The sequence below is a fragment of the bacterium genome (assembly GCA_020444325.1).
Classification (GTDB): Bacteria; Bacteroidota; Ignavibacteria; order SZUA-365; family SZUA-365; genus BM516.
In genome coordinates this window covers 207,615-230,367 of record JAHLLD010000002.1, presented here as the reverse complement: position 1 = coordinate 230,367, position 22,753 = coordinate 207,615, and the positions used below count along the sequence as shown (strand labels likewise).

Sequence of the window (22,753 nt, the reverse complement as noted above, 5' to 3'; positions counted from 1 at the left end):
TCACATCCTCTTGCCTGCCATGGACATGTGGGATTCTATGGGAAGCTCCTTTCCGCGCAACAGGAAATTCCAGTACATCCAGCGGAACATGATTTTTCCATAGTGATTCATTTCCGTCTCCTCCAGGAGCGAGAACGGTCCGATACCAGGAAGCGGAAACTTCCCGGGCAGGGGTTCCGTGTCGTAATTGAAATCGATAAGAATTCCTTTCCCAAAGCCCGATTCAATGAAGCAGTTGGCATGCCCGTCAAAACGTCCGAGGAGAGGCCTGCCCTCGATATAGCTCAGAATATTCTCTGTCAGGATATCTGCCTGGAAGTGGGCAACAGATCCCGCCTTCGAGCTGGGCAGATCGGTTGCATCACCGATCACAAAGATATTCTCCGCCGCCTCCGACTGCAGGGTGTAGTTGTTCGTTGGAATAAAATTGAATTCATTTCCCATTTCGGAGCGGGCAACCATGGGATCCCCCATATTCGTAGGGATCGTAACGAGTACATCAAACGGGACCTCCTGCTCATCCCATGACACGATGCTGTGATTCTCGTTGTCCACTCTTCCAATATTGAACTCCGAGGTCAGGCCAATGTTTTTCTTGTCCAGGAAATCTCCGAGAATCGCGGATGCCCGTGGTTTGGTAAACGCACCCGGAAGCGGGGTCACGTAGTGGATATCGACTTTATCCCTGATTCCCCGTTCCGTAAACCACCAATCGGCAAGAAAAACAAATTCCAGCGGCGCAACAGGACATTTGATCGGCATTTCTGCAACATTCAGTACCAGTTTGCCACCCTCCCAATGCCGGAAAAACTCACCCAGCGCGCAGGCCCCTTCAATGGTGTAGAAATCGAATATCTGCTTGTACCACAATTCCTCCTTCATCCCTTCGATTTCCTCGGGTACAACTTTCGCTCCTGTCGCTACAATCAGTAAATCGTATGAGAGAACAGCGTTGTTTTTGAGCAATACCCGGTTCTGTTCCCGTTCGATTCGCTCAATTTCGGACATCACAACCTTGACGCCAGACGGAAAGAAATCCCGTTTGGGCTTGATGACATCCTTCCGCGTGTAAATCCCAAATGGGATGAACAGGAATCCGGGCTGATAATAATGGGTCTCGAACTGGTCAACGATGGTGATCTGCCACTGGGCACCATCGAGCATTTCGTGCATTTTATTGAGCATCATGGTGCCAGCGGTACCGGCGCCGAGGATTACAAGCTGTTTCATGCGCTCTCCGGAAGGTGGTGAGGGTGGGTGGTGTTTTGCATTTCAGGTTAAATGTCGGATGCGGAGCTCGCACAAAAGGATTCAATAAACTGGATTATTTTTGCAGAATTTCCTTTCGAAAATGTAATCCCCATGTAAGCTCCATGAAGGAAAGCGCATCGTAGATTGCATTCGTGAAAATACATCACACATGACTACGGTCAAGGTTGAAACACAGGGTCAATCCTTATGAGAGCGAAAGGTAAGATCATCATACTCGCCAGCGGCACGGCATTCCTGCTGCTCACATTGCTGGGACCACCGGCGGAACAGCAGCAGTTCGCCCTTGCGGCCGGACACCATGTCGCAGGCGCAGTCCGGGCAAACAAGACCATCCGGGAACACTGGGACATCACCGGATTGCGTACGCCCGTACGCGTGATAGTCGGGGAATTCTCAGGCAGACGAGAGGGACGCCATGTGCAGCTGGAATGGATGACAAGCCGTGAAATCGGGAATCAGGGTTTCGAGGTGCAGCGCGCATCTTCGCTCAGTCACGGCTGGGAGAAGCTGACCTTCGTCCCCGGTTTCGGCAGCAGCACCATGGAACAGACATACTATTATACAGACCGCAACGCACCGCCCGAAGACGTGCGCTATATGCTCCGCATCCGTGGTGAAGACGGCAGCGTCCAGTACTCGCGCATCATAAGCGTTCCTGCCGGATCCATGCTTCGTTCTTTCACGCTCGAACAGCTGCAGGAAAATCGTGGAAAGATTTTCCGCGCTACTGTGGAGCTGGAGGAAGGTGGTGTGACCGCGATCTCCGTGATCGACGGTAAAGGACTCACCCTTCTCCGCGTCATGGCGGCGTCCCGCCTTGAAGCCGGGAAACATGATTTCATTGTCGACTGCGCCAAGGTCCCAACAGGGAGCTACACCCTGTTGCTCCACACACCGGAGGGGCGGTTCAAACGCACTTTGCACGTACCCTGATTCCATTTCCCGCGGACACTCCCGGAACATTCGTCCCTCCTGCACTGTTGTATGCAGTACCCTTTTTATTTGAAATTGAAAGGATTCTGCATGCGGCCGTATTTCGCCGTTTTCCTCCTGTTTCTCACAGCCAACGCCTGGTCACAATCCAGTTCCGGCGACCCCGCCTCCTACCTCGATCCTGATGGCAGGAATATCCCGGTGTATGAGGGCTTTGATACCATCCTTCCTGAGCTGCAGGCACCGGATGAAGGAATTCTGGTCATCAATTTCTGGGCGACATGGTGCGCACCCTGCGTGGCCGAACTACCCTATTTCGAGGAACTCCGATCCCGGTATCCCTCTGGGCAGGTACGCGTCCTTCTCGTCAGCCTCGACTTCCCGAAGCAACTCGAAAAACGACTGCTTCCCTTTCTCGAAAAAAAGGACATACACAGCAGCGTCGTTGTGCTCGACGACCCGGACGCGAACAGCTGGATAGATCGCGTTTCACCCGAGTGGAGCGGTGCCATTCCCGCCACATTGATTCTCGGTCCCGGTATCAGGGAATTCCGCGAACAATCCTTTACACGCAAAGAACTCTTTACACTTGTACAATCTTTAGTGGAGTCACTCCCATGAACATATACAGAACCATACCGGCGATGATGCTTTTTGCACTGCTGTTCACCGCGCAGGCCCTGGCCGGGGGATATGAAGTCGGTGACAAAGCTGCGGATTTTTCCCTGAAAAATATCGATGGCAGTATGGTCTCGATGGCCGACTACCCGGATGCCAAGGGCTTCATCGTGATTTTCACCTGCAACCACTGTCCGTATTCCGTTGCCTATGAAGACCGCATCATCGCACTTGACGAGAAATATCGTCCCCTCGGCTACCCGGTCATCGCCATCAATCCCAACGATCCGGAGATACAGCCGGCGGATTCATTCGATGCCATGGTGGAGCGCGCGAAACAGAAAGACTTCCCTTTCCCCTACCTGTTCGATGATGGACAGCATGTGTACCCGAAATACGGGGCAACACGCACACCGCATGTCTTCGTCCTGCAGAAGCAGAGCAGCGATCTCATCGTGCGCTATATCGGCGCCATCGACAACAATTACAAGGATGCGGATGCTGCAGATGAACGTTATGTCGCTTCTGCCGTTGACGCGCTTCTTGCAGGTGACAAACCTGCCGTGGCATCCACCAAGGCGATTGGCTGCAGCATCAAGGACTGAGCATCCGAAAAAACCGTGCACTCGTGCAAGCAGCACACAACCCCTCGCGTGTTGATTGCCAGCAGTCGGCGGTTGCGGATGTAGCGTCACCTCTGTACTTTGCGCATTGATCACTCTGGCAGCAGTACACAGCCTGACTCCGTATCATATATGAGGAGGACGCATGAGAACCGCAGCATGCATCGCACTTCTGCTTCTCAGTCTCCCCGCATTCGCACAGTCCCAGGGCATGATGAGATTCTATCGCATGGCCTACAGCGTCAGCGGGTTTTACAGCAATGGGGGCTCGAATACCGACATTTCCCAGCAGGTCGGGAAGTCCGGGTCGGAATGGGATAGCGAACAGATTCAGCTCTCCACCCGCAATGGATATTTCGCGGCGAGGAGCTTTCTCGTGGGCGTGGAGCTCAACTGGCGCCAGAACAGCGGGGAACTGCGTCCCTCACCCAACCCGGATGCCTACCGGATGGAGTCGCATGAGCGCAGGCTTTTCATCGGTCCCCTCTTCCGCTGGTATCAGCTACTGACACATCGCTGGTACCTCTACCCGGAAGTATCCGTGGGCTACTCACACTATTATGGTGAGACGGAAGAAAGCAGCCGCACACTCACACAACTGCCTGCCAGCACGTCCGCACGAGGGGTCGCGGTGCACGCCGGAGCGGGAATCGGATATTTCATGACACGTCACCTCGTGTTCGACGCCAGTCTCCGCTACATGCGTGCCTGGCGCACAGGCGAGTATGAGGTGCCGGCCCTGCCGGATCGCGATGTCACGATGGATGAATATGATATTGAGCTGCTGTTCGGCTTCCAGGTCATGATTTGATCCCATCTGCAGATCTTTTCCCCGGAAATCACGCGTTCGCGCGTGATTTTTTTTACAGTCACCTGCAGAACTTCTCGGTCACCAGCAGAACTGCTCGGTCACCTGCAGAACTGAGCAGTCATCTGGGCCAAAGGAGTGGACGCGCGGTCAAAAATGAGTGGATGCGCGGTCAATGAGACTGTTTTGGACGTTCATTGAGCATGAGAATGCAGGGAATGGATAGCAGGGCAAGGAACGCTGTGACATTGAAGGTGGTGCGCAGGCCGAGGATATCGCCCGCGGCGCCTACGAGCTGAACACCGACGGCGCCGAGCAGAAAGCTCAGTCCCATATACACGCCATTGAGAAAGACCGGACGCTCTGCATCCTGATCCTGCACGAGCGCCAGCATTACAGGCATGGGTGCGAAGATTGCGAGTCCGAGAAGCACCAGTGCGGCGATACCGGGGGCACCATCCAGAAAGAGGAAAATCCAGAGAAGGACGGGACCGGAAACGGCGGATATCAGCAACGTGCGCTTCCGTCCGAAGCGATCTGAAAATCCCCCTGCCATGAACGTCCCCGCAGCTCCGGCGAACTGGAGGATGGAAAGGTATCCACCACCCATCCATACCGAAGCCCCTTCTTCAGTCATCAACGTCGGTAAAAATGCTGTCAGAGCGGATTTGAGCAGGGACTGGAACAGCAGCATACCACTCATGAGCAGGAGGAAACGGCGATGCTCTCTGAACGTATCGCGGATGCGCAATCCCTCACGTCGGGCACGAAATTGATCGGAAATGCGAATGCGATGGAATTGAAAATACAGCACCACGGATGCGGCGATTCCGAAAGGCATGAGCCGCCATGTGCCCTCCAGTCCCCAGATCGATACCGCCCCGAGAATGACGAGTGGACCGATACTCCGCGCAAACTCCCCCCCGAGCATGTAATAGCTCATCCCCCTGCCGGTGCGTTTCCCGGCGACCCGGCGTATCATCACGGGTGAAGGGACATGAAACAGCGTCGCGCTCACTCCCATTATCAGCAGCAGGAACACCAGTACCGCGTAATGCGGTGCCGCACCGATAAGGCTCATGACGATCGCCGTCAGTCCCGGTGAAACGATAATAAAGTAGCGCACACTCATGCGCTCAGCCAGTGCGCCGACGACGGGATTAAGCAGCGATGGCAGCCGCTGTACCACACTGAGGGAAGCGGCGAGTCCGTACGACATGCCCAGTTTGTCGATCAGCAGCGGCAGCAGTGGCGCAAGAAAGCTTGAATACACATCGTGCACCATATGCGCCAGGGAGATCATGACAATTTTCCCTGTCTGAAAGCGCTCTTCCCCGGTCACAGTCTGCGAATGTGCTGCATCGTCATTCATCTTCTAATATCGGCAATTCCCGGACCACTCGCTTCCTGTGCGCCGATATTATTCCTTCTTCAGCAGCGTGACACGTTCCGCGACTATGTTGATGACGTCATATTCCTTCGCCACCCGCCCGTAAATGATGAACGGTCCCGCAGTGCGAAGCAGATGCGCGTATTCTGAAAAACACCGGGGGAACAGCACCACGTCGATACGTCCCACCGAATCGTCGAGATTGATGAACATCATGCGTTCTCCCTTGCGTGTGCGCGTAAGCTTGGCTGCAATCATCCAGCCTCCCACCTGCACTCGACGGCCGACAAAGCGTTCAAGCGCATCGGCTTTCACCGTGTTGCGCAGTTCTTCAGCGAAATGGGAAAGGACATGCGTCGACACAGTGTATGTGAAGGTTTCCAGCTCGATCTGTGCGATCTGTGAAGGAGAATATGACTCGAGCTGTTCGAGTTCGTCATCAAATGAATCGAAGTGGAGCTGCAGTGCGGGGGCATTGTCGTTGCGCCGTTGCCGGTTGAAATACAGGCGCGTGCGCACCATGAGGGCGGGACGATCTTCCTGGAAACAGTCGCAGGCACCGCAGCGCACGAGGATACCGACGTCTTCAAAGCTCGCACCGGAGCGTGCGAGGAAATCGTCGAATTCCGTGAACTTCCCGTTCTCCCTCCGCTCAGCGAGGATTTTCAGCTGACTCCGTTCACTGAGTCCTTTGATATGCAGGAACCCGAGTTGAATGCTGCGGTCGTCGGGACAGTAATGCAGTTCGTCACTCACGTTCACATCGGGCAGCAGCACACGGAGTCCGAGCCGCCGCGCCTCCTGCACGTATACTTCCGGACGATAATAGCCGCCCTGGTTGTTGAGCACGCTGCAGAGAAACAGTGCCGGGTAATGCGCTTTGAGATACGCCTCCTGGAAGGAAAGCACGGCGTAGGAGGCCGAATGCGCCTTGCAGAAGGAATACCCCGCGAAGGATTCCATCTGCCGCCAGATTTCCTGCACGATCGGCTCTGCAATCCCTTCCCGGATACATCCCCTGAAAAATGTTTCCTTCAACGCCCGCATGGCTTCGTGCGAGCGCATTTTACCCGACATGGCCCGCCGCAAAAGATCCGCCTCACCGAGACTCAGCTTGCCGATGAAATGTGCGACCTTGATGACGTCCTCCTGGTACACCATGACTCCGTAGGTACTGCGAAGCAGTTCCGCCATCTTTGGATGCGGGGGATTGATCTTTGAACTGTCGTGGAAACGCTCGATGAAGGCCTGCATCATGCCGGACTGCGCGACCCCGGGACGAATGATGGAACTCGCGGCAGTAAGCATTTCAAAGGTATCAGTGCGAAGTTTTTTCAGCAGCTGAATCATGGCCGGAGATTCCACATAGAAACAGCCCACGGTTTCACCCCGCCGCATGATGTCTTTCGTGCGCGTGTCCTCACACGCAATTTTGTAATTCATCACCGGCGGCAGTTTCCCGGTTCGTCTGCGTACCTCCTGCATGGTATCTTCAAATGTCCCGAGTCCGCGTGTGGAGAGTATATCGAGCTTCTCCAGCCTCCAGTCTTCCATGGAAAACATATCCTGCTGCGTAATGCGCACGCCTTTCGGCGCAATCTGAGTCGCCGTATATCGCGTCATCCGCTCGGGAGCCAGTATCACTCCCCCGGAATGGATACCATAGTGATTTGGGAACTCCAGGATGGCGAATGCGGCACGCGACCAGTCCTTCCCGTATGGAGACCGCAGCACCGAACCGACCTGGCGGTGTACAGGACTCCCTTCATCCGCCAGGTCCCGGACCGAACCATAGGCAGGCAGCAGCGAAGTAATCTGTTTGATTTCCGCAGCACTGAAGCCAAGCACTTTCCCTATCTCTCGCAGTGCGCCACGGGGATTGAAGGTGGATATCGTACATATCATCGCGGTACGATCGCTGCCGTATTTCGCAAGCGCGTAGTCGATGATTTCGTCCCTGTTGCGCCAGGAAAAATCGATATCGAAATCGGGTGGAGATTTACGTTCCGGATTGAGGAAGCGCTCGAAGAACAGATCGAGTTCAATCGGATCGACGTTCGTAATCTGCAGGCAGTATGCGATGATGCTGTTGGCTCCGGACCCGCGTCCCACATACGGATAGTTGCGATGCTTCGCGTAGCGCACCAGGTCCCACGCCACGAGGAAATAATCCACAAACCCCAGGTCGCGTATAATGACAAACTCTTTTTCGATTCGTTCACGTGCCTCGTGCGAAGCGTTCGGATAGCGAAAACGAAAACCCTCTTCGGTCAGCGTGCGTAACCGATCGAGCTTCGCAGAGTCGGGAACATCATGAAACCGGGTGAATTTGCTGGTGGTCGTATCGAATTCGGTCGTGCATGCATCGATTATACGCTGCCGCTGCGCAAGCGCTTCCGGCACATGTTTGAACCATCTCTGAAATTCTTCTTCCCCGATGAAATACGCGGTCTCCGGTGCCAGCACACCCTGGGGAAGCGTTCCCAGTGTCGTATTCGTCGCAATGGCGCGCAGCATGCCGTGCAGTTTTCGTCCCCCAGGTGCTCCGAAATACACATCATTGGCAGCGACAAGCGGAAACCCCCTCTCCTTTCCCAGCCGCTGCAACGAGGGCCATTTCCCCTCCTCGTGCTTGAGCAACTCGATGCAGCATTCCGAACGACTGTCTCCGAGGGAAGAAAGGAGCCATTCATGCGAACAAAGGAGTATCACATTCTCATCGCAATGCGTACGAAGAATATCACGCAGCAGAGCCAGCGGATTGCCTTCCGTGTCCTCAGGTACCTCCGACGTATCCGATGCGTCACTGTCCGTGACGACCCGGGCCGGAGGATGTGACACGACCAGCTCGGTGAGTGCCGTGCAGATTGCGGCATAGCCGTCCCAGTTTTTCGCCAGCGCGACGGCACGCACCCCGCCTGCACGAAGCTCGGCACCGATGACGGGCTTGATACCCGCGTTTCGGCACTTGACGTAAAACTCCATGACGCCGGTGACATTGTTGGTGTCGGTCAGAGCGAGCGCAGTATACCCCGCCTTTCCTGCCTGCTCGATGATGCGGTCAATGGAGAGCGTTCCGGCGAGAAAGGAATAGAAGCTGTGTAAATGGAGATGCACGGCCTTTGTGGCCGGGCGGTGATTAGCGCATCACCGCCATACGGCCGATTTCTTCAAATGTCTCTTCAGTGAAATTTGCTACGATTTTGTAGAAGTACACACCGTTGGCGAGTTCGTCACCGTCCTCGTCCCTTCCATCCCATTTCAAAGCATTGTATCCAATATGCATTGATGTGGGCGGGAAATCGAGCACGCGGATCAGTCGTCCCGCAACAGTGTACACCTTCACCTTCAGCTCTTGCGGCGGTTCAGCCCCGGTAAGGAGGAAGGTGAACGAAGTCTCATTGGTAAAAGGGTTGGGATAATTATACATCTCGGCGATGCGGTTTTCCGTACTGACGATCAGTCGCAGTTCAGGCACCTCATCCTCATACACCGGCACGCTCTTGGCGTCAACCCCGTTGAAGCCGAAATAGTAGATACCATCCGCCAGTTCCAGCTGGAAACGAAGAATCGCCGGAGTCGATTTCGTGGACGGCGTAAAATCATAGTCCAGACTGTCGAAAGCGATTTCCTCACCGTCAATCGTCACGGTCAGGTTTTCCACGCTCTCAATCGGTGCAGGATTATTGCTGTAGAGTTTGACCACAATCTCTGGATTGTAGCGGATATAGTCGCCATTGAGCGGCGTGTAGCCATCGAACGTCACTTCGATCTGGGGACGGCTGGTATCCGGCTTCACGACGAACGATGAGATGTACGTATTGTTGTCTTCATACTGCTCCGCCACGGCATTTTCCCTGTCCACGCGCACAAACAGCTGCTGCGCTCCACGGAGGAAATCCGTATTGATCGTCACGGTGGAATCGAACCAGGACTGTGAAGCGAGTCCCGCCACCGTAAACTGCGCCACCTGCCGCGGAATATTGTCATCGCCCACGACATCGAGCTGCACCGGGAAGGACGCGCTTGCGCCCTCTCCGGCATTGAGAATCCCCACTGCAACCTCGACCGTCTCGCCCTGCTGCACCGAATCCGCCATCACTTCGATGGACTGGTAATTGAGCGCCAGCTCCGGCCGCTGTGTAAACTCAACGGCCCAGCTGTCGAGAACCGGATTCTGTCCGACAGCGGGTACAAGATCAGCCCGGAGACGAATGTAGGGATATTGGGTTGCATTGATAGAACTAATATCAACAGAGGACACATTGCCTGCCGCGATGAGCAAGTTCTGATTCCCCAGTGTATCAATCCCTAATATGGACAGAAGAATGTTTGCCTCTGTGATAGGAGGTCTTTCGAGATATACATCTCCCCAGGCTGTGGCAGGACCAATTACGGTTGATACAATAGAACCTGTATCCGGAACAACCGCTATAGTAGTATCAACAATAGCAGTTACTGCATTTGCCCCACCGGGTTCAAAAGCTTCCGGAACAGTACCCGGTGCGGCACCACGCCGTCCAATAATAGCCCATGACGAACGGTAATAACGCGCCACACTATCAATCAACGCGCTACCGATAGATCGCATTGCATTGGCAAATACCCCAGCGCCACGTGACCCCTCATCACCAACCACGACAGCTGCGATCTCTCCATACTGAACATTTTCGATAAATTTCCGTAGTGAATCGCGATCGGCAGCATTACCCCATGTATAAAAGACATCCCATCGTTTAGTTTCCAGTGTCGCACTATCTAGCACTGCAACCGCGTATCCCTGCCGCTTACCATTGAAAATGTTCGGACCATAATCCACCGTTACAATAGTGGAGATACCAGCATCCCAGCCTCCTGACTCCAGGTAAAGATACCGCTCCGCAGGAGGCAATTCGACTCTGTCTGACCGCAAATTGATAAGATGGCGGGAATCCTGAATAAACGTGGTACTATCGGATTGTATGTAATCAGCAATCAAATCGCCTTCCCATCGAATGAATGGTCCGACATATTCACCGGAGTTCTCCAACCTGGCTCTCCAGTAGTATTTATTCCCAGTCTGCAACGGAAGTGATTCAAGCTTTGTGACAGTTCTACCATATGTCGCATTTGCTTTCAACGCTCCTGAGAATTTTCGATCCGTATCGAACTCGAACTCAACGGCAGTAACACCACCTGGATCGTTGAGTGGATTTAGAATCTGTATATTCTCATTACCTCTTCGCTCAGTTGCAAGACGCTCATCCACAACATTCAAGTATGTACTTAGAATATCATACTCATACTCGGCGACGTTATCGGACTCCGATATCTCCTCGATTCGATTATCGATATCGAGCGTCACACGAAGGGAGTTCTTACCGGCGGCTTGCGGAGATGGGACACTAAGTTGCAATGTATCGAATACTGAGGGGAAAGGAATCATTTGGTCCTGACTGAACCACGTCCCGCCACCATTCAGCGCCTCGACACGAATGTCAAGAGAATCATCCAACTTTCTGCCAAAGTTTCCTACTGCGACACGGAATCGAAGCGTATCCATGCGATCAGTGATGATTGGATCCACGGTTCGTATCCATGTCGACTTAACGATCGGGTTAGTTTTTTGTGGAATGGGAAGTGAAATAATGGGATCTCCAATAAGCGTATTCGTCTGTATCGCGATCTGACTGGTTAGTTGGACACCAAAAATATCACTCATTTCATTCTTTGATAACCGGTGGGTATCTCCGATCCGTAGCACATTGTCCTGGAGCAAATAGCGGTAAAAAATCAACGGCATTGTCGTCAAGGTATTTTCAAATCCGGCTGCAGCATTTCCTATATACGCAATGGCGTTATTATCCTCTCCAGTACTAACAAAGACTTCAGAAAATGACAGATAGTTGGGCTCGGCAAACTTCCCTGTCGAACATCCAAAATCAGTCAACAGGCTTGGGCGACCGCTCAAACTCGCAAGCTGAGAAGGACGTGTAATGGTATTATCCCAGATTCTTGTGCCGCTATGGCCAATATATGAGATAAAGATTCCTCCATCGTCGATTCGATCATTGAGGAATTGCCGCTCGTATGGCCCAAAATCCGATGGCGGGTCAGCAGTTTTATAAAAATGCGTATAATTACCAGCGTAGTCTGGGGGTACTACGCTCTCATTAATTATGGACCAGTTGACTCCTGAGTAAAACGCATACTCAATCTGCCGAAATCCACCACTAAAATGCAGACTTGTCTTATTCCAAAGGTCAAAACCCAAATCAAGATAATTATCATGCTTCTCAAGATAATCGGTAATCTGTCCCGGAGTCGATACCGGCAAACGGCCAATTGAAATTTTCGGGTACACTTGAAGTGAGTCGAATGCTACAAACCAGACATCGCTAACAGGGTAGCCATATGATGGCACATAATTTCTCCCGAAGGTGGCTCCAGCAGCTTTATAATTGTAATTTGCATCACCGATAAGAAATACGTATTTCAACGAATCCTGAACCCACTCATGATAAGCATCGAACAGGAACAGTTTGATCGCTTCAGGCTGGAACATCCCATAGCTATATTCATCATAAATGTCATCGATATTCACGATACGCGTATCGACACCATATCTTTCCGTGATAAAATCAGTATACTGCCCGCACACGGAAACAAATTCAGGAGCAGTTATAACAACATAGGATGCAGCATCCTCCACTGCAGATAAGGGTTTAAAATCATGAAGGGTACCAGGCTGTGGCAATCGTATGGACGTATCCAGTGCAACAAAGTACGTTGCCCCCGCGATAACAGTATCAGCAATATAAACTGTGTAACTGCTATCGTAAGTGAAGCCGGCGACCGGCAACACACGCGATCTCCCATCATTTGTAACACGCAAAACTACTGGATCATTTGCTGACAGCGCCTGTAACCTTATGAGCTGAACACCAGTAGGCATCGTAGAATCAACTTGAAACACCCGCCATCCTTGTGAAATCTCGAGGAATCTGGGATACTCCAGTTCTGCCCAGTCAAATTTAAGGTCACTCTGCGGATCGACAATATTCAAATTATCTATAAACAATATGTTTGAGCCTTCGCGAAGGCTATCAGAAGGCAGGCTACCAGAGAGTAACATTTGCTCCCCGTAATCAACATTCTGAGAATCCAATGTCCCGACATTATTAACCTGAAGGATGGCCACGTGATTCATACTAATACTAGGTGTGCCATACTCATGCATGAGTTTCCCCCATGCTCTTGCATTTTGTCCTGGCTTGATGTGATCAGCTGCTGCTTGAACTGTTACCGAACCTCCCCGCCCTGTCCATGTCCAAAACCAGGTATCGTACAGCGACCAATGTGGGTCCTGGATACGGATGACATCTGCGCTCACTGACTGCAGCTGATACTCCTGTTCCAAGTGCACTTTCTCCATCGCCCAGTCAAGTGTATCCAGAGGGAGAGGTAGCATCCCACCATCAATTTCTGCTCTCAAAGGATCAGATACTGAAAAGCTTAGCCAGTATGCAGTCGAGTCTGTATAAATACTCATGTATTGTGGATATGGTTCTAACCAATCTTCTGGAATAAACTTGTATCCACGTTCATCGTAGTTCTTTGTACCATGAAAAATGAATTCATCCCCGTCATCGAAAACACCATCCTCCATTCCACGTGCGTACATAGCAACAGGCCGCCCCTTCCGGATCAACTGTACAGTTGCGGGATTGACATCGGCTGGGTTTATACCAGAAGCGCGAATCCAGTCCGCTGTGAGGTGAAAGATCCCATCCTGTGAAATGTAAAATTTCAACATGGGTAAAGAATAATCTATCCAAGTATGCGAGGTATCCACATTATTACTTCTCGTGGTGAATGGCATACTCATATACGGCGGTTTCCCGTCGGCTGCGATTGATGCCGCGAGTCCATCACGACGCACCCTGCGCAGCGTGTACTCCTCCACCATGCGGGTTTCGCCGGTGGCGGGATTCCAGGTCAGCAACGGCAGTTCGATGACGGCTTCCACTTCATTACCGGCCTGGTGGAATTCCTGCCGGAGGATGCGCACATCGGTGGCGGGACGCGAGTTGATCACACCATTGAAGGGACGATAGTTCATCACCACTGCTGAATCGGGAGACCAGCTTCCTTCGACATAATAAAATGGGGATGCGGCAATGGGTGCCGAGAGCGCGACATCCTCGATCACATACTCCGCAAGATCGCCCTGTGGCATGCGCAGACGCACAATCCTGCTCGGGATGCGGATTTCCTCCCCCGATACCGGGGCGTAGCCGTCAAGTATGAACAGCGAGACACCTTCTGCATCGAGAACGTGATATCCCATACCGTCATTGCGTACGCGTTCGACCTCCTGCGCCTGCAGGGTGGAACAGAGCAGGACAGTGCCGAGAATCAGCGAGAGGATTGCGGGATGTGAAGTCATGGTTTCCCCTGGACAACATGAAGTGGACTTGGCATCAGTTGCGAACCCTCCGGTCGGTTTCTACGCGAAATCGGATGTTCACTCTGGGTAATGCAGAAAAGTACGAGTTTTCTCATCCCATATCCAGCGCTTTTACAGGCCACTGCCGGGTCAATTCTGCATCTGTTCGACGGGGAATTCAAAGCAGTCGCCCAGGTCCCGCAGCACCAGCATCACGCGACCGACGATCTGGAACTCGTCCTCCTCAGTGACCTCCATCGCACGGAAACTGGGGTTGGCGGGAAGCAGCCTGATGGTCTCTCCCTTGTACTCGAACTTCTTTACCGTCAGACCGCCATTGTAATATGCGATCACGGTTTCACCGTTGTTGGCCACGGACTGCTGACGCACCAGCACCACGTCGCCGGGGAGGATGCCGGCGTCCCTCATACTGTACCCATCGACGCGCAGGGCAACGGGCTGCTCGAAAGGGACGATGCTGCGGTCGACCCGCAGGTACTCGACGGCCTCTTCCTGCGCCCAGGCCGGGGGACCCGCACTGACGTCGCCCACAAGCGGTACGCGGCGGAAGGACTGCTCGATCAGCCTGATACCACGGCTGATGCCCGGTGTGATTTCGATAAAGCCGATTTTTTCCAATCCCTTGAGAACGATTTCGACGGACCGCTTCCACAGTCCGGTCCCTTTCGCGATTTCATCCATGCTCGGCGCGCGGCCGTTCCGCTCGAAATACTGCTCGAGAAAACGTGCGACTTTCTTGCGGTTGTCAGTCCATTCCTTGCCCACGGGCATGTTCCTTTGTTATACATTCGTCTAACCGATTATAGTGAATGCGGGGTTCGAAGTCAAGTCAGTGGATTTTTGTATTTTTCCGTTCATGAAATCCGAACGGAAAAGAGCCTCGTTTCCAACAGTCCTCGTCATTGGCGCGGCAGCAATCGCGCTGTTGTACCTGCTGGCGCTGCTGCTGCCTGAGGGCAGACTCTGGGGAATGGACATGCTGCGGTACCTTCAGCTGCCACGGGGAGTGCCTTATGCTGTGATCATGCTGGCAGCGGTTGGCGGCCTGCTCTGGCTGACCGCAAGCCGGAAAGTGCGGCCTTCGATCGCTGCATGGATCATGCTCGTCGTCCTGCTTCTCGCGCCGGGGGTGGATACGTTTTTCTATGGGGACGGACCGCTGCTCATCCCTGAAATCCATCGCTATTCCGTTACCGGTGATTACAACGCCGCGCTGCTGCTCAACACGAAATCGTCCCCTCTCGCGGGATGGCTGCTCGTGTTCCTGATGACGACCATCCCGAAAATCACCGTGGAAATCACCACGGCGATGTACCCGTTTTTCTGGCTGGGCAAACTCTGCCTGGCGGGCGCGGGACTCTCAATCATCGCACTCACCAGCGGGAAACACCGCGTCTATGGCGGGAAACACCGCGTGTACGCACTCGCCGCACTCGCGGCCAGTGCAGGCGTGCTGCTGCTCATGGGTGAGGTGGAATTTTACGCGCCGGTATTCGCCGCCACAGCGGTGTACATGGTCGCGGCCGAGCGCGTGCTGCGGGCAAAGGATGCGGCGCTCTGGCCCGCTGTGCTTGCACTGATTGTCGCCGTACTCTCGCACTACATGGCCATCGTACTCTTCCCTTCCCTGATCTTTCTTTTGTTGCGAGCGAACAGCACGCTGAAGAACTGGGGACTCAAACAGGGCATCTCCGCAGGGAGAACGATTGTCGCAGCGGGAATTCTCGTCTATCTCATTCTCTCCTACGTGTTCCCGGATAATCGCATCCTGCTGCCTATTTCCAGGCAGGTGACGGATGCAGGCGTGAACACCTACACCGCGTTGTCATTCAAGCACCTCGCGGATGTGCTGAATCTGCTTCTCCTGCTCGCACCATTGTCCATTGTCGCCCTGGTGTTCTTCTGGCGCACAGAACTGCGAAAGCAGGAAGCAGACGCGGAATACGTCTTTCATGCACTTGCTGCATTGCCATTTCTGGGAGTGCTGCTGGTCATCAATGCATCGCTGGGCCTGGCGAGGGACTGGGATCTCGCGGCGGTCACCGCTGTCCCGCTCGTGTACGCCGCACTCGCCGCGGCGGAGCGATCCACATTCCGCCATGCAGCGCCGTTGTTCCTCGCGCTCTCGATTTTCCTGCAGCTCCCCTGGCTGCTGCTGCACGAGCAGCCGCGCGCCACGGCGGAGCGTTTCGAGCATATCATGTCGCTGGATGATGAACATATTTATGGCGACTACGCACTGAGCGGATACGATGCGTTACGCAAGTTCGACTACGGCGCGCAGGACGCAGAGAAGGAAATCGCGTTCACCAGGCGTATGGTGCAGCTCGTCGGCTACCCTCAGCATTACCGTGAACTGGTTTCGCTCGTGCAGGCACATGATGCCGCCGATCCTTCGCAGTTGCTCGATGCGTTGGAATGGATACTCCTGGAATTGAACAGAGATGCAGGCGTCGCGGAAGAGCGTGTCGACGGAAAAGCCTACGCATTTACGCTCTCGCAAATCGACTCCCTCGCACAGGCTGTCGGCATGATCGCCGTAGCACATGGCGGATTGCAGCGCGCTAAGACGAGAGGACAGATGCAGGCCATTGCCACCCGGACGCGTGACGGAAGGGCATTCCCGGGCGTGGAAGCCGTCGCACTGTATCAATCCCGCCGCTACGACAGCGCCGCCGTGAAGTTCGAGCAGGCGCTCAGGCAGGGATTTTCTTCCCCGACGCTTTACCTGTTTTTTGGCAATGCCCTGGCGCTGAGCGGACAGTATTCTGCTTCTCTCGCACGTTTGGAGGAAGGGGTGCGACAGTATCCGAACGACGGGATGCTGCGCTTCACTCTCGGCAAATATTACCTGCGTGCGGGCATTCAACTCGGGCGTGCCGCGGAATTGCTCAACTGGTGCGTGGAGCATGACAATCCCCCCGCACACAGCAGTGAAGCCCGTATCCTTCTCCGCCAATTGCAGGGCTGAAATAGGTCGTGAAGGCTTCTCCCCGCAGAAATATGCAGTTTCTGCATATTTTCCTGCCCTGATTATGCAGTTTCTGCATATTGGTTCACAGCGTGCGGGACTGATTTCTGCATTACGCTGCATTGGAGGGGCATCGCGGATGAAGTATTTTTCTTTTTTTACACTTGTAACGTGATATGTGCGGATTCGCAGGCGTATTCAGATACAGCAGACAGGGACCGGAAGTCACCACGTCCCTGCTTGAGGACATGGGAGAAGCCATCCGGCATCGTGGTCCGGATGATGACGGACAGTACATCTCAGATTGCGGGCGGGCGGGACTCTCGTTCAGGCGCCTTTCGATCATCGATCTGTCTTCTGCGGGACATCAGCCGATGGCCACTCCCGACGGCAGTGTCTGGCTGGTGTTCAACGGCGAGATTTACAATCATGCCGCCCTGCGCAAGGAACTGGAGGCAGAAGGATTCTCGTACCGCTCGCGCACCGACACGGAGACAATTCTCTACGCTTATCAGCACTGGGGCGAGGAGTTCATCACCCGCCTCGAAGGAATGTTCGCCATCGCGATCTGGGATTCCCGCACCGAGCGCATGCTGCTTTACCGCGACCGCGTCGGCATCAAGCCGCTGTATTATGCTGACTGCGCGGGAAGCATGGTTTTCGGTTCCGAAATCAAAGCCATGCTCCGCTGGCCGGGACTGACACCGGAGGTCAGCCGGGAAGCGCTGTATCATTACTTCACCTACATCCACACACCTGCACCGTGGACGCTGTACGAAGGAGTGTACAAGCTTCGTGCGGGACACTACCTCGTCATAGAAAAAGACGGTGAGCTGCGGCTGCAGAAGTACTGGGACGCCCTGGGACACCGGGAAGAAGGATTCGACTACAGCGACGAGTCCGCAGTCACCGAACGTATTCGCGATCTGTTCCGCTCGGCGGTTGAGAAACGCATGATGTCGGATGTACCATTCGGCGTGTTCCTGAGCGGCGGCATTGATTCGAGCGCCAACGTGGCATTCATGTCCGAGCTCATGGATCGTCCGGTAGACACCTTCACCGTGGCGATTCGAGGACAGGAAGACACCAACGAATTTCAGTGGGCGAAACGCATCTCCGAACGGTATCATACCAACCATCATGAAGTGGTGATTGACGACAGCGGTTTCCTCGACCTGCTGCCCACTATCGTGCATCATCAGGATGAGCCGCTGGCTGACCCTGTCTGCTTCCCGCTGTATCATGTTTCCAAGCTCGCGCGCGACAATGGAACCATTGTTATCCAGGTCGGTGAAGGCAGTGATGAACAGTTCGCAGGCTACGAAAGTTATCTGCGCGCTCAGCGCATGATGCGATTGGGACGCGCCATGCTGCCTGTCCCCTCCCTGCTCTCCCGAGGCGCCTACGCAGCTATGCAGCCGCTGCTGAAGATGAAGCGTGTCGATTACCGGCAGAACGTGATTCGTAATGTCATGGAAAAGCAGCCGGCATTCTGGGGAAATGCCATTGCCTTCTATGAGAAGGAAAAACGCAAAGCCCTCAATCTCGAAATATTCGATGGCATGGATCTGTATTCCTCATATGAACTGGCGGATGAGCAATTCCAGTTCGCCGCGCGCAAAGGGTATGGCTCCGAACTCGAACGCATCATTTACTGGGAAATCAAAAATCGCCTTGCCGAACTGCTGCTGATGCGAGTGGACAAAATCACGATGGCAGTCAGCCTTGAAGCGCGTGTGCCCTTCCTTGACCACAACATGCTGGAATTCAGCATGAACATCCCGGCATCGCTGAAGCTGAAAAACGGCGTGCCGAAGTACATCCTCAAACAGGCACTGCGCGGGATTCTCCCGGATGAAATCATCGACCGCAAAAAAATCGGATTTGCCGGATCGGGGAAAAACATGCTTACGGACGAAATTTTACGCCACGCGCGCAGTATTCTGCTTTCCCCGCGTCATTCTTATTATAATCCTTCATATATTCGCGGAATGCTCGACGAGTACGAGCGGACAAGGATCAATTACACGCCTCAGCTCTGGGCGCTGTATAATTTTGAACTCTGGCACCGTTGGTGGATCGAAGGCGATCGCGAGCTTTTCTGATCCAGTGCCCCTTCCCTGGTGATACATGCCGGAACCCAGCACTCGCCTCCCATGGATTGATGCCCTGCGCGGTCTCGCCATTATCCTGATGGTTCCGGCCAACCTCGCCCCGTACTTCACGGAGCCACACCCTATGTGGTTCCGCATTCTCGGATCCTTCGCAGCACCGACCTTCATCATGCTCAGCGCGGGCATGGTCATCCTCACCGGCGAACGGCACAACCTTGCGTACTTCCTCAAACGCGGCGCGATCATTATCGGCACGGGCGTCTGCATCGACCTGTTTCTGTGGGATATCCTTCCGTTCACGTCCTTCGATGTCCTTTACATCATCGGACTGTCCCTCCCCCTGATCTACATGCTCAGAAACAGCAGCAGAGCTGAGCTGCTCCGGCTGGCGATTATTGTTTTCCTCGCCACCTATGTGCTGCAGATGTATTTCGGTTACCATACGGAAGCGCTCGAAGTGTACCTCGACGAAATCACTCTGCCGTCGCTCGGACGACTGCTGCAGAGCTTCTTCATCGATGGCTGGTTCCCCTTGTTCCCATGGATCGGTTACGCTGTCACCGGTGCCGTATTATTCCGCACGATATTCCGGGAAAACAGCGGCGTCTCGAACCGCTTCCTCCTCCTCGGCGCAACGCTGACGGCACTCGGCTTCCTCCTGCTCTTTGTTCCGCTCCCCTTCGTGCGCAACCTGGCTGACGGCGCAATTCTCACCACTCGAGGCGGATATTCCGAAATTTTCTACCCCCCGACGTTTGCATACATCTTCACCTCGATCGGCATTGTGCTGCTGTTCAGTACGCTGATCCGGCGCATGCCTTACATGGGCATCACCGCCGTCCTCGCCTTTTTCGGACGCTACTCCATGCTCGTCTACATCCTGCATCAGCTTCTGGGTTCGCTGGTTGTAGAACCGGTCGTCTCATCCTATGGCATGGAAGCGATCGAATCCGGCCCCTGGTTCACCTTTGTGAACCTGGTGGTCCTTTCAACGATTTACGCCCTGTGCTTCGGTGTGGAAATGATAAAGCGGAAATATCCCACCCGCTTTACCGTGCTGCAGGTACTCTTCGGGAAGTAATACTCAGAAGTACAATCCGTAGAAAATTCCACTCGGCGTGATGCGAATCGCCGGGGCGGGGAAATGGAAGAGGTTCAGAGACTCCCGTACGAAATCCATGAATGCGGAATCGCCGGGGAGACGGCGAAAGTCATAGTCCAGCGCGAGGTACCACTCCTGTTCTCCCTGTCCTACACCTCCGGCAGAGTTGAAGATGCCGTCGCCAAGCATGGTATTGTTTGCACCATAGCCGACGGCAATGTTCAGCCAATCGGGCCAGTAAGGTTGCGCCGCCTCGGGTAAGACATCCTCGACGCTCAACGAAAGCCAGTATGTGAAGCCGTCATAATCCCGCAGGTAGTCGTGCTCGATCCATCCTGCTTTCACGGCGGGGGAAGGATGATAGCTCATCTTGATATTGACCGACTGCAGTGCAGGATAGATGCGCTGCAGATTCGGCCAGGTTGAGCCCACGGTATTCGCCGCCATATCCCACCAGCTGAATCCCCATTTCGCATACAGTCCATCGATGATTTCCATCTCGAGCTGATAAAACAGCGCCAGGGCACTCGACCAGTACATGTTCTGCGTTTCTTCCATCCCGGTCCAGCGAAACATGTGGAAAAGCGTTCTCGCATACGTCTGCGATCCCCAGATATGTCCCAGTTTGTCGACGTTCAGGTCGGCGTTGTACCAGTCGTTGAAGGAGTGGAAAGGCGCGCGGTCCGCATATTCATCATTGTAGAATGTCGCGAAGTAATACCCCATGATGCCTGCGTTCACCGCGAACATCGTTCCGCCCACAAGCCACATGCGTCCGCTGTGCACACCCTCCGCCGTCGTGTCATACGGCTGGGCCAGCAGCTGCGTCGCAAGTTCCTGGTGGGAAAGCAAGGGCAGAGTCTGTGCTTGCTGCGCCTGCGACCCGGAGGAATCAGCAATCGCCGACAGGCGCGCAGCGGATCGAAGCACAGCTGCCGAATCGAAGGGACGCGGATCCGGCTTCGCGCTAAAGGATTGCGCCGGCAGAACCGGCGCAATACAGAGCATGAATATGATAAGCGTTTTCATCAGGCCAGGGCAGTGGCTGCACGCAGCAGGGCTTTCATTTTGCTTTCGGAATCCGCTTCGGAATAGAAACGCAGAATAGGCTCGGTGCCGGACGCACGCACCAGCAACCATCCCCCGTCTACCCGGAATTTGAAGCCGTCGGTTGTCTCCGTGCTCGTGACATTGTAGCGTCCAAGCTTGTCGATGCCCTTTGCGCAGCGCGCAAGGATGGCCTTTTTCTTCTTTTCGGTGGTGTGATAGTCGATACGGTCATACCACATGCGGCCGAATTCCTCGAAAATCTGCTCGACCGCCTGTCCCAGTGTCATCTTTTTCTTCGCGAGATATTCGCAGAGCAACAGGTTGTTGAAGATCCCGTCGCGTTCGGGTATGTGCAGCGAAGTCCCGACACCACCGCTTTCTTCCCCGCCGATAAGGATACGGTCTTTGAGCATCAGCTCGGTGACGTACTTGAAGCCTACGGGACGCTCATAGAGTTTGAGTCCATACTTCTCGCACATGCGAGGCACAATGTCCGTCACCGATACGGTCTTTACCACGGCCCCCTTTTTCCCCAGATCCTCATGCAGGTACTTGAGCAGTATCGGAATCAGCAGCTGGGTGCTGATGAAGTTGCCGTGCTCGTCGACGCAGCCGAAGCGGTCAGAGTCGCCGTCCGTGACCAGTCCGATATCGTATTTTTCTTTCGTCACCAGTTCGATGAATTCCGATAGATTCTTTGCGAGGGGTTCGGGTGCGGTGCCCTTGAAGCCAGGATTGTGCTCGTCGTGCAGACAGGTGACACTCGGAAGAAGATGCTGCATCACTCCATACGAGGCACCATACATGACGTCGTAAGCAATCTTCATTTTCGACTTCGCAATTTTCCCGAGATCGATTTTCTTCTTGATGTCGGCAATGTAGAGACGATGCAGATCGATCGGTTTGATGAGTCCCTCTTTCCGCAGTTCGTCCATGGAGCGCAGTTTCGGTACCGTGCCCTTTTCCACGATGGCGTGAACCTGCTTCTCGATTTTCTTGATGTCCTTCACCAGCGCCGACCCGCCGAACTCCGCCTTGATCTTGAAGCCGTTCCACTGCGGGGGATTGTGGCTGGCGGTGATCATAACGCCGGCTGCCGCCTTCTTGCGGATGATGCCGAGTGAAAGCATCGGCGTGGAAACCACATTCTCGGCGAGCCAGACCTTGATACCCTGGCTGGCAATGACCTGCGCAGCGGCGGCGGCAAAGTCCTGCGATCCGAAACGCGCATCACCACCGACGACAACACCGTTCTCCGCCTTCGGATGTCTGCGGTAGTAGCGGGCGAATGCGAGAGCAACTCTGCGAACATTGTCGAAGGTGTAATCTTCGGCGATGAGCGCGCGCCATCCGTCGGTTCCAAATGTGATTGCAGCCATGGTTCACCTGTGATGATTTACGAGACATGAAAATGAAAGATACA

Annotated in this window: 14 protein-coding genes; 7 read left to right on the top strand and 7 right to left on the bottom strand. The window is 54.1% G+C overall.

From position 1 onward, the window contains the following. Complete coding sequence (locus KQI65_03725; GenBank protein MCB2203833.1) at positions 1-1,230, bottom strand: NAD(P)/FAD-dependent oxidoreductase; 1,230 nt, start codon at positions 1,228-1,230, stop codon at positions 1-3. Positions 1,231-1,458: 228 nt separating this feature from the next. Here KQI65_03725 and KQI65_03720 point away from each other — a divergent pair, with 228 nt between their 5' ends. The 4 genes from KQI65_03720 (at position 1,459) to KQI65_03705 (ending at position 4,257) form a co-directional block, all read left to right on the top strand. Next, a complete protein-coding gene (locus KQI65_03720; protein MCB2203832.1) occupies positions 1,459-2,205 on the top strand; it encodes a hypothetical protein in 747 nt (248 codons plus the stop codon). A 90-nt stretch (positions 2,206-2,295) separates the two neighbouring features. Further along, a complete protein-coding gene (locus KQI65_03715; GenBank protein ID MCB2203831.1) occupies positions 2,296-2,826 on the top strand; it encodes a TlpA family protein disulfide reductase in 531 nt (176 codons plus the stop codon). After that, the gene (locus KQI65_03710) at positions 2,823-3,428 is read left to right on the top strand and encodes a thioredoxin family protein (protein MCB2203830.1); all 606 of its coding nucleotides are present in this window, start codon (positions 2,823-2,825) and stop codon (positions 3,426-3,428) included. The genes KQI65_03715 and KQI65_03710 overlap by 4 nt, the downstream gene beginning before the upstream one ends. A 163-nt stretch (positions 3,429-3,591) precedes the next feature. Then, entirely contained in the window at positions 3,592-4,257 is a 666-nt protein-coding gene (locus KQI65_03705) for an outer membrane beta-barrel protein (GenBank protein MCB2203829.1), read from the top strand. A gap of 169 nt (positions 4,258-4,426) precedes the next feature. Here KQI65_03705 and KQI65_03700 read toward each other — a convergent pair whose 3' ends face one another. The 4 genes from KQI65_03700 to lexA all read right to left on the bottom strand — a co-directional run bounded on the left by KQI65_03700 (position 4,427) and on the right by lexA (position 14,858). Beyond that, entirely contained in the window at positions 4,427-5,626 is a 1,200-nt protein-coding gene (locus tag KQI65_03700; GenBank protein MCB2203828.1) for an MFS transporter, read from the bottom strand. A 48-nt stretch (positions 5,627-5,674) separates the two neighbouring features. Beyond that, positions 5,675-8,761 (bottom strand): DNA polymerase III subunit alpha, encoded by a 3,087-nt coding sequence (locus KQI65_03695; protein MCB2203827.1) that lies wholly within the window; start codon positions 8,759-8,761, stop codon positions 5,675-5,677. A 22-nt stretch (positions 8,762-8,783) separates the two neighbouring features. Next, complete coding sequence (locus tag KQI65_03690) at positions 8,784-14,072, bottom strand: hypothetical protein (GenBank protein MCB2203826.1); 5,289 nt, start codon at positions 14,070-14,072, stop codon at positions 8,784-8,786. A gap of 150 nt (positions 14,073-14,222) precedes the next feature. Then, positions 14,223-14,858 carry a transcriptional repressor LexA gene (lexA, locus tag KQI65_03685; protein ID MCB2203825.1) on the bottom strand — a complete coding sequence of 212 codons (636 nt, stop codon included), beginning with the start codon at positions 14,856-14,858 and terminating at the stop codon, positions 14,223-14,225. Between the two features lie 91 nt (positions 14,859-14,949). Here lexA and KQI65_03680 point away from each other — a divergent pair, with 91 nt between their 5' ends. The 3 genes from KQI65_03680 to KQI65_03670 all read left to right on the top strand — a co-directional run bounded on the left by KQI65_03680 (position 14,950) and on the right by KQI65_03670 (position 20,259). After that, the gene (locus KQI65_03680) at positions 14,950-17,064 is read left to right on the top strand and encodes a hypothetical protein (protein MCB2203824.1); all 2,115 of its coding nucleotides are present in this window, start codon (positions 14,950-14,952) and stop codon (positions 17,062-17,064) included. Positions 17,065-17,240: 176 nt separating this feature from the next. Beyond that, entirely contained in the window at positions 17,241-19,169 is a 1,929-nt protein-coding gene (asnB, locus tag KQI65_03675; GenBank protein MCB2203823.1) for an asparagine synthase (glutamine-hydrolyzing), read from the top strand. Positions 19,170-19,194: 25 nt separating this feature from the next. Continuing rightward, positions 19,195-20,259, top strand: a complete 1,065-nt coding sequence (locus KQI65_03670) for a DUF1624 domain-containing protein (protein ID MCB2203822.1) — start codon at positions 19,195-19,197, stop codon at positions 20,257-20,259. 3 nt (positions 20,260-20,262) lie between these two features. On the opposite strand, the gene KQI65_03665 is transcribed toward KQI65_03670, so the two are convergent. Continuing rightward, on the bottom strand, positions 20,263-21,309 hold the full coding sequence (locus KQI65_03665) for a YfiM family protein (GenBank protein ID MCB2203821.1): 1,047 nt from the start codon (positions 21,307-21,309) through the stop codon (positions 20,263-20,265). Continuing rightward, on the bottom strand, positions 21,309-22,709 hold the full coding sequence (locus tag KQI65_03660) for a phosphoglucomutase/phosphomannomutase family protein (GenBank protein ID MCB2203820.1): 1,401 nt from the start codon (positions 22,707-22,709) through the stop codon (positions 21,309-21,311). Before KQI65_03660 ends, KQI65_03665 begins: the two co-directional genes overlap by 1 nt. Positions 22,710-22,753 lie beyond the last annotated feature (44 nt).

Coding starts and splice junctions, on each gene's coding strand:
- KQI65_03680 (MCB2203824.1), top strand. CDS start 14,950: ATGAAATCCGAACGGAAAAGAGCCTCGTTTCCAACAGTCCTCGTCATT.
- KQI65_03710 (MCB2203830.1), top strand. CDS start 2,823: ATGAACATATACAGAACCATACCGGCGATGATGCTTTTTGCACTGCTG.
- KQI65_03660 (MCB2203820.1), bottom strand. CDS start 22,709: ATGGCTGCAATCACATTTGGAACCGACGGATGGCGCGCGCTCATCGCC.
- KQI65_03715 (MCB2203831.1), top strand. CDS start 2,296: ATGCGGCCGTATTTCGCCGTTTTCCTCCTGTTTCTCACAGCCAACGCC.
- asnB (MCB2203823.1), top strand. CDS start 17,241: ATGTGCGGATTCGCAGGCGTATTCAGATACAGCAGACAGGGACCGGAA.
- KQI65_03665 (MCB2203821.1), bottom strand. CDS start 21,309: ATGAAAACGCTTATCATATTCATGCTCTGTATTGCGCCGGTTCTGCCG.
- KQI65_03725 (MCB2203833.1), bottom strand. CDS start 1,230: ATGAAACAGCTTGTAATCCTCGGCGCCGGTACCGCTGGCACCATGATG.
- KQI65_03705 (MCB2203829.1), top strand. CDS start 3,592: ATGAGAACCGCAGCATGCATCGCACTTCTGCTTCTCAGTCTCCCCGCA.
- KQI65_03700 (MCB2203828.1), bottom strand. CDS start 5,626: ATGAATGACGATGCAGCACATTCGCAGACTGTGACCGGGGAAGAGCGC.
- KQI65_03670 (MCB2203822.1), top strand. CDS start 19,195: ATGCCGGAACCCAGCACTCGCCTCCCATGGATTGATGCCCTGCGCGGT.
- KQI65_03720 (MCB2203832.1), top strand. CDS start 1,459: ATGAGAGCGAAAGGTAAGATCATCATACTCGCCAGCGGCACGGCATTC.
- KQI65_03690 (MCB2203826.1), bottom strand. CDS start 14,072: ATGACTTCACATCCCGCAATCCTCTCGCTGATTCTCGGCACTGTCCTG.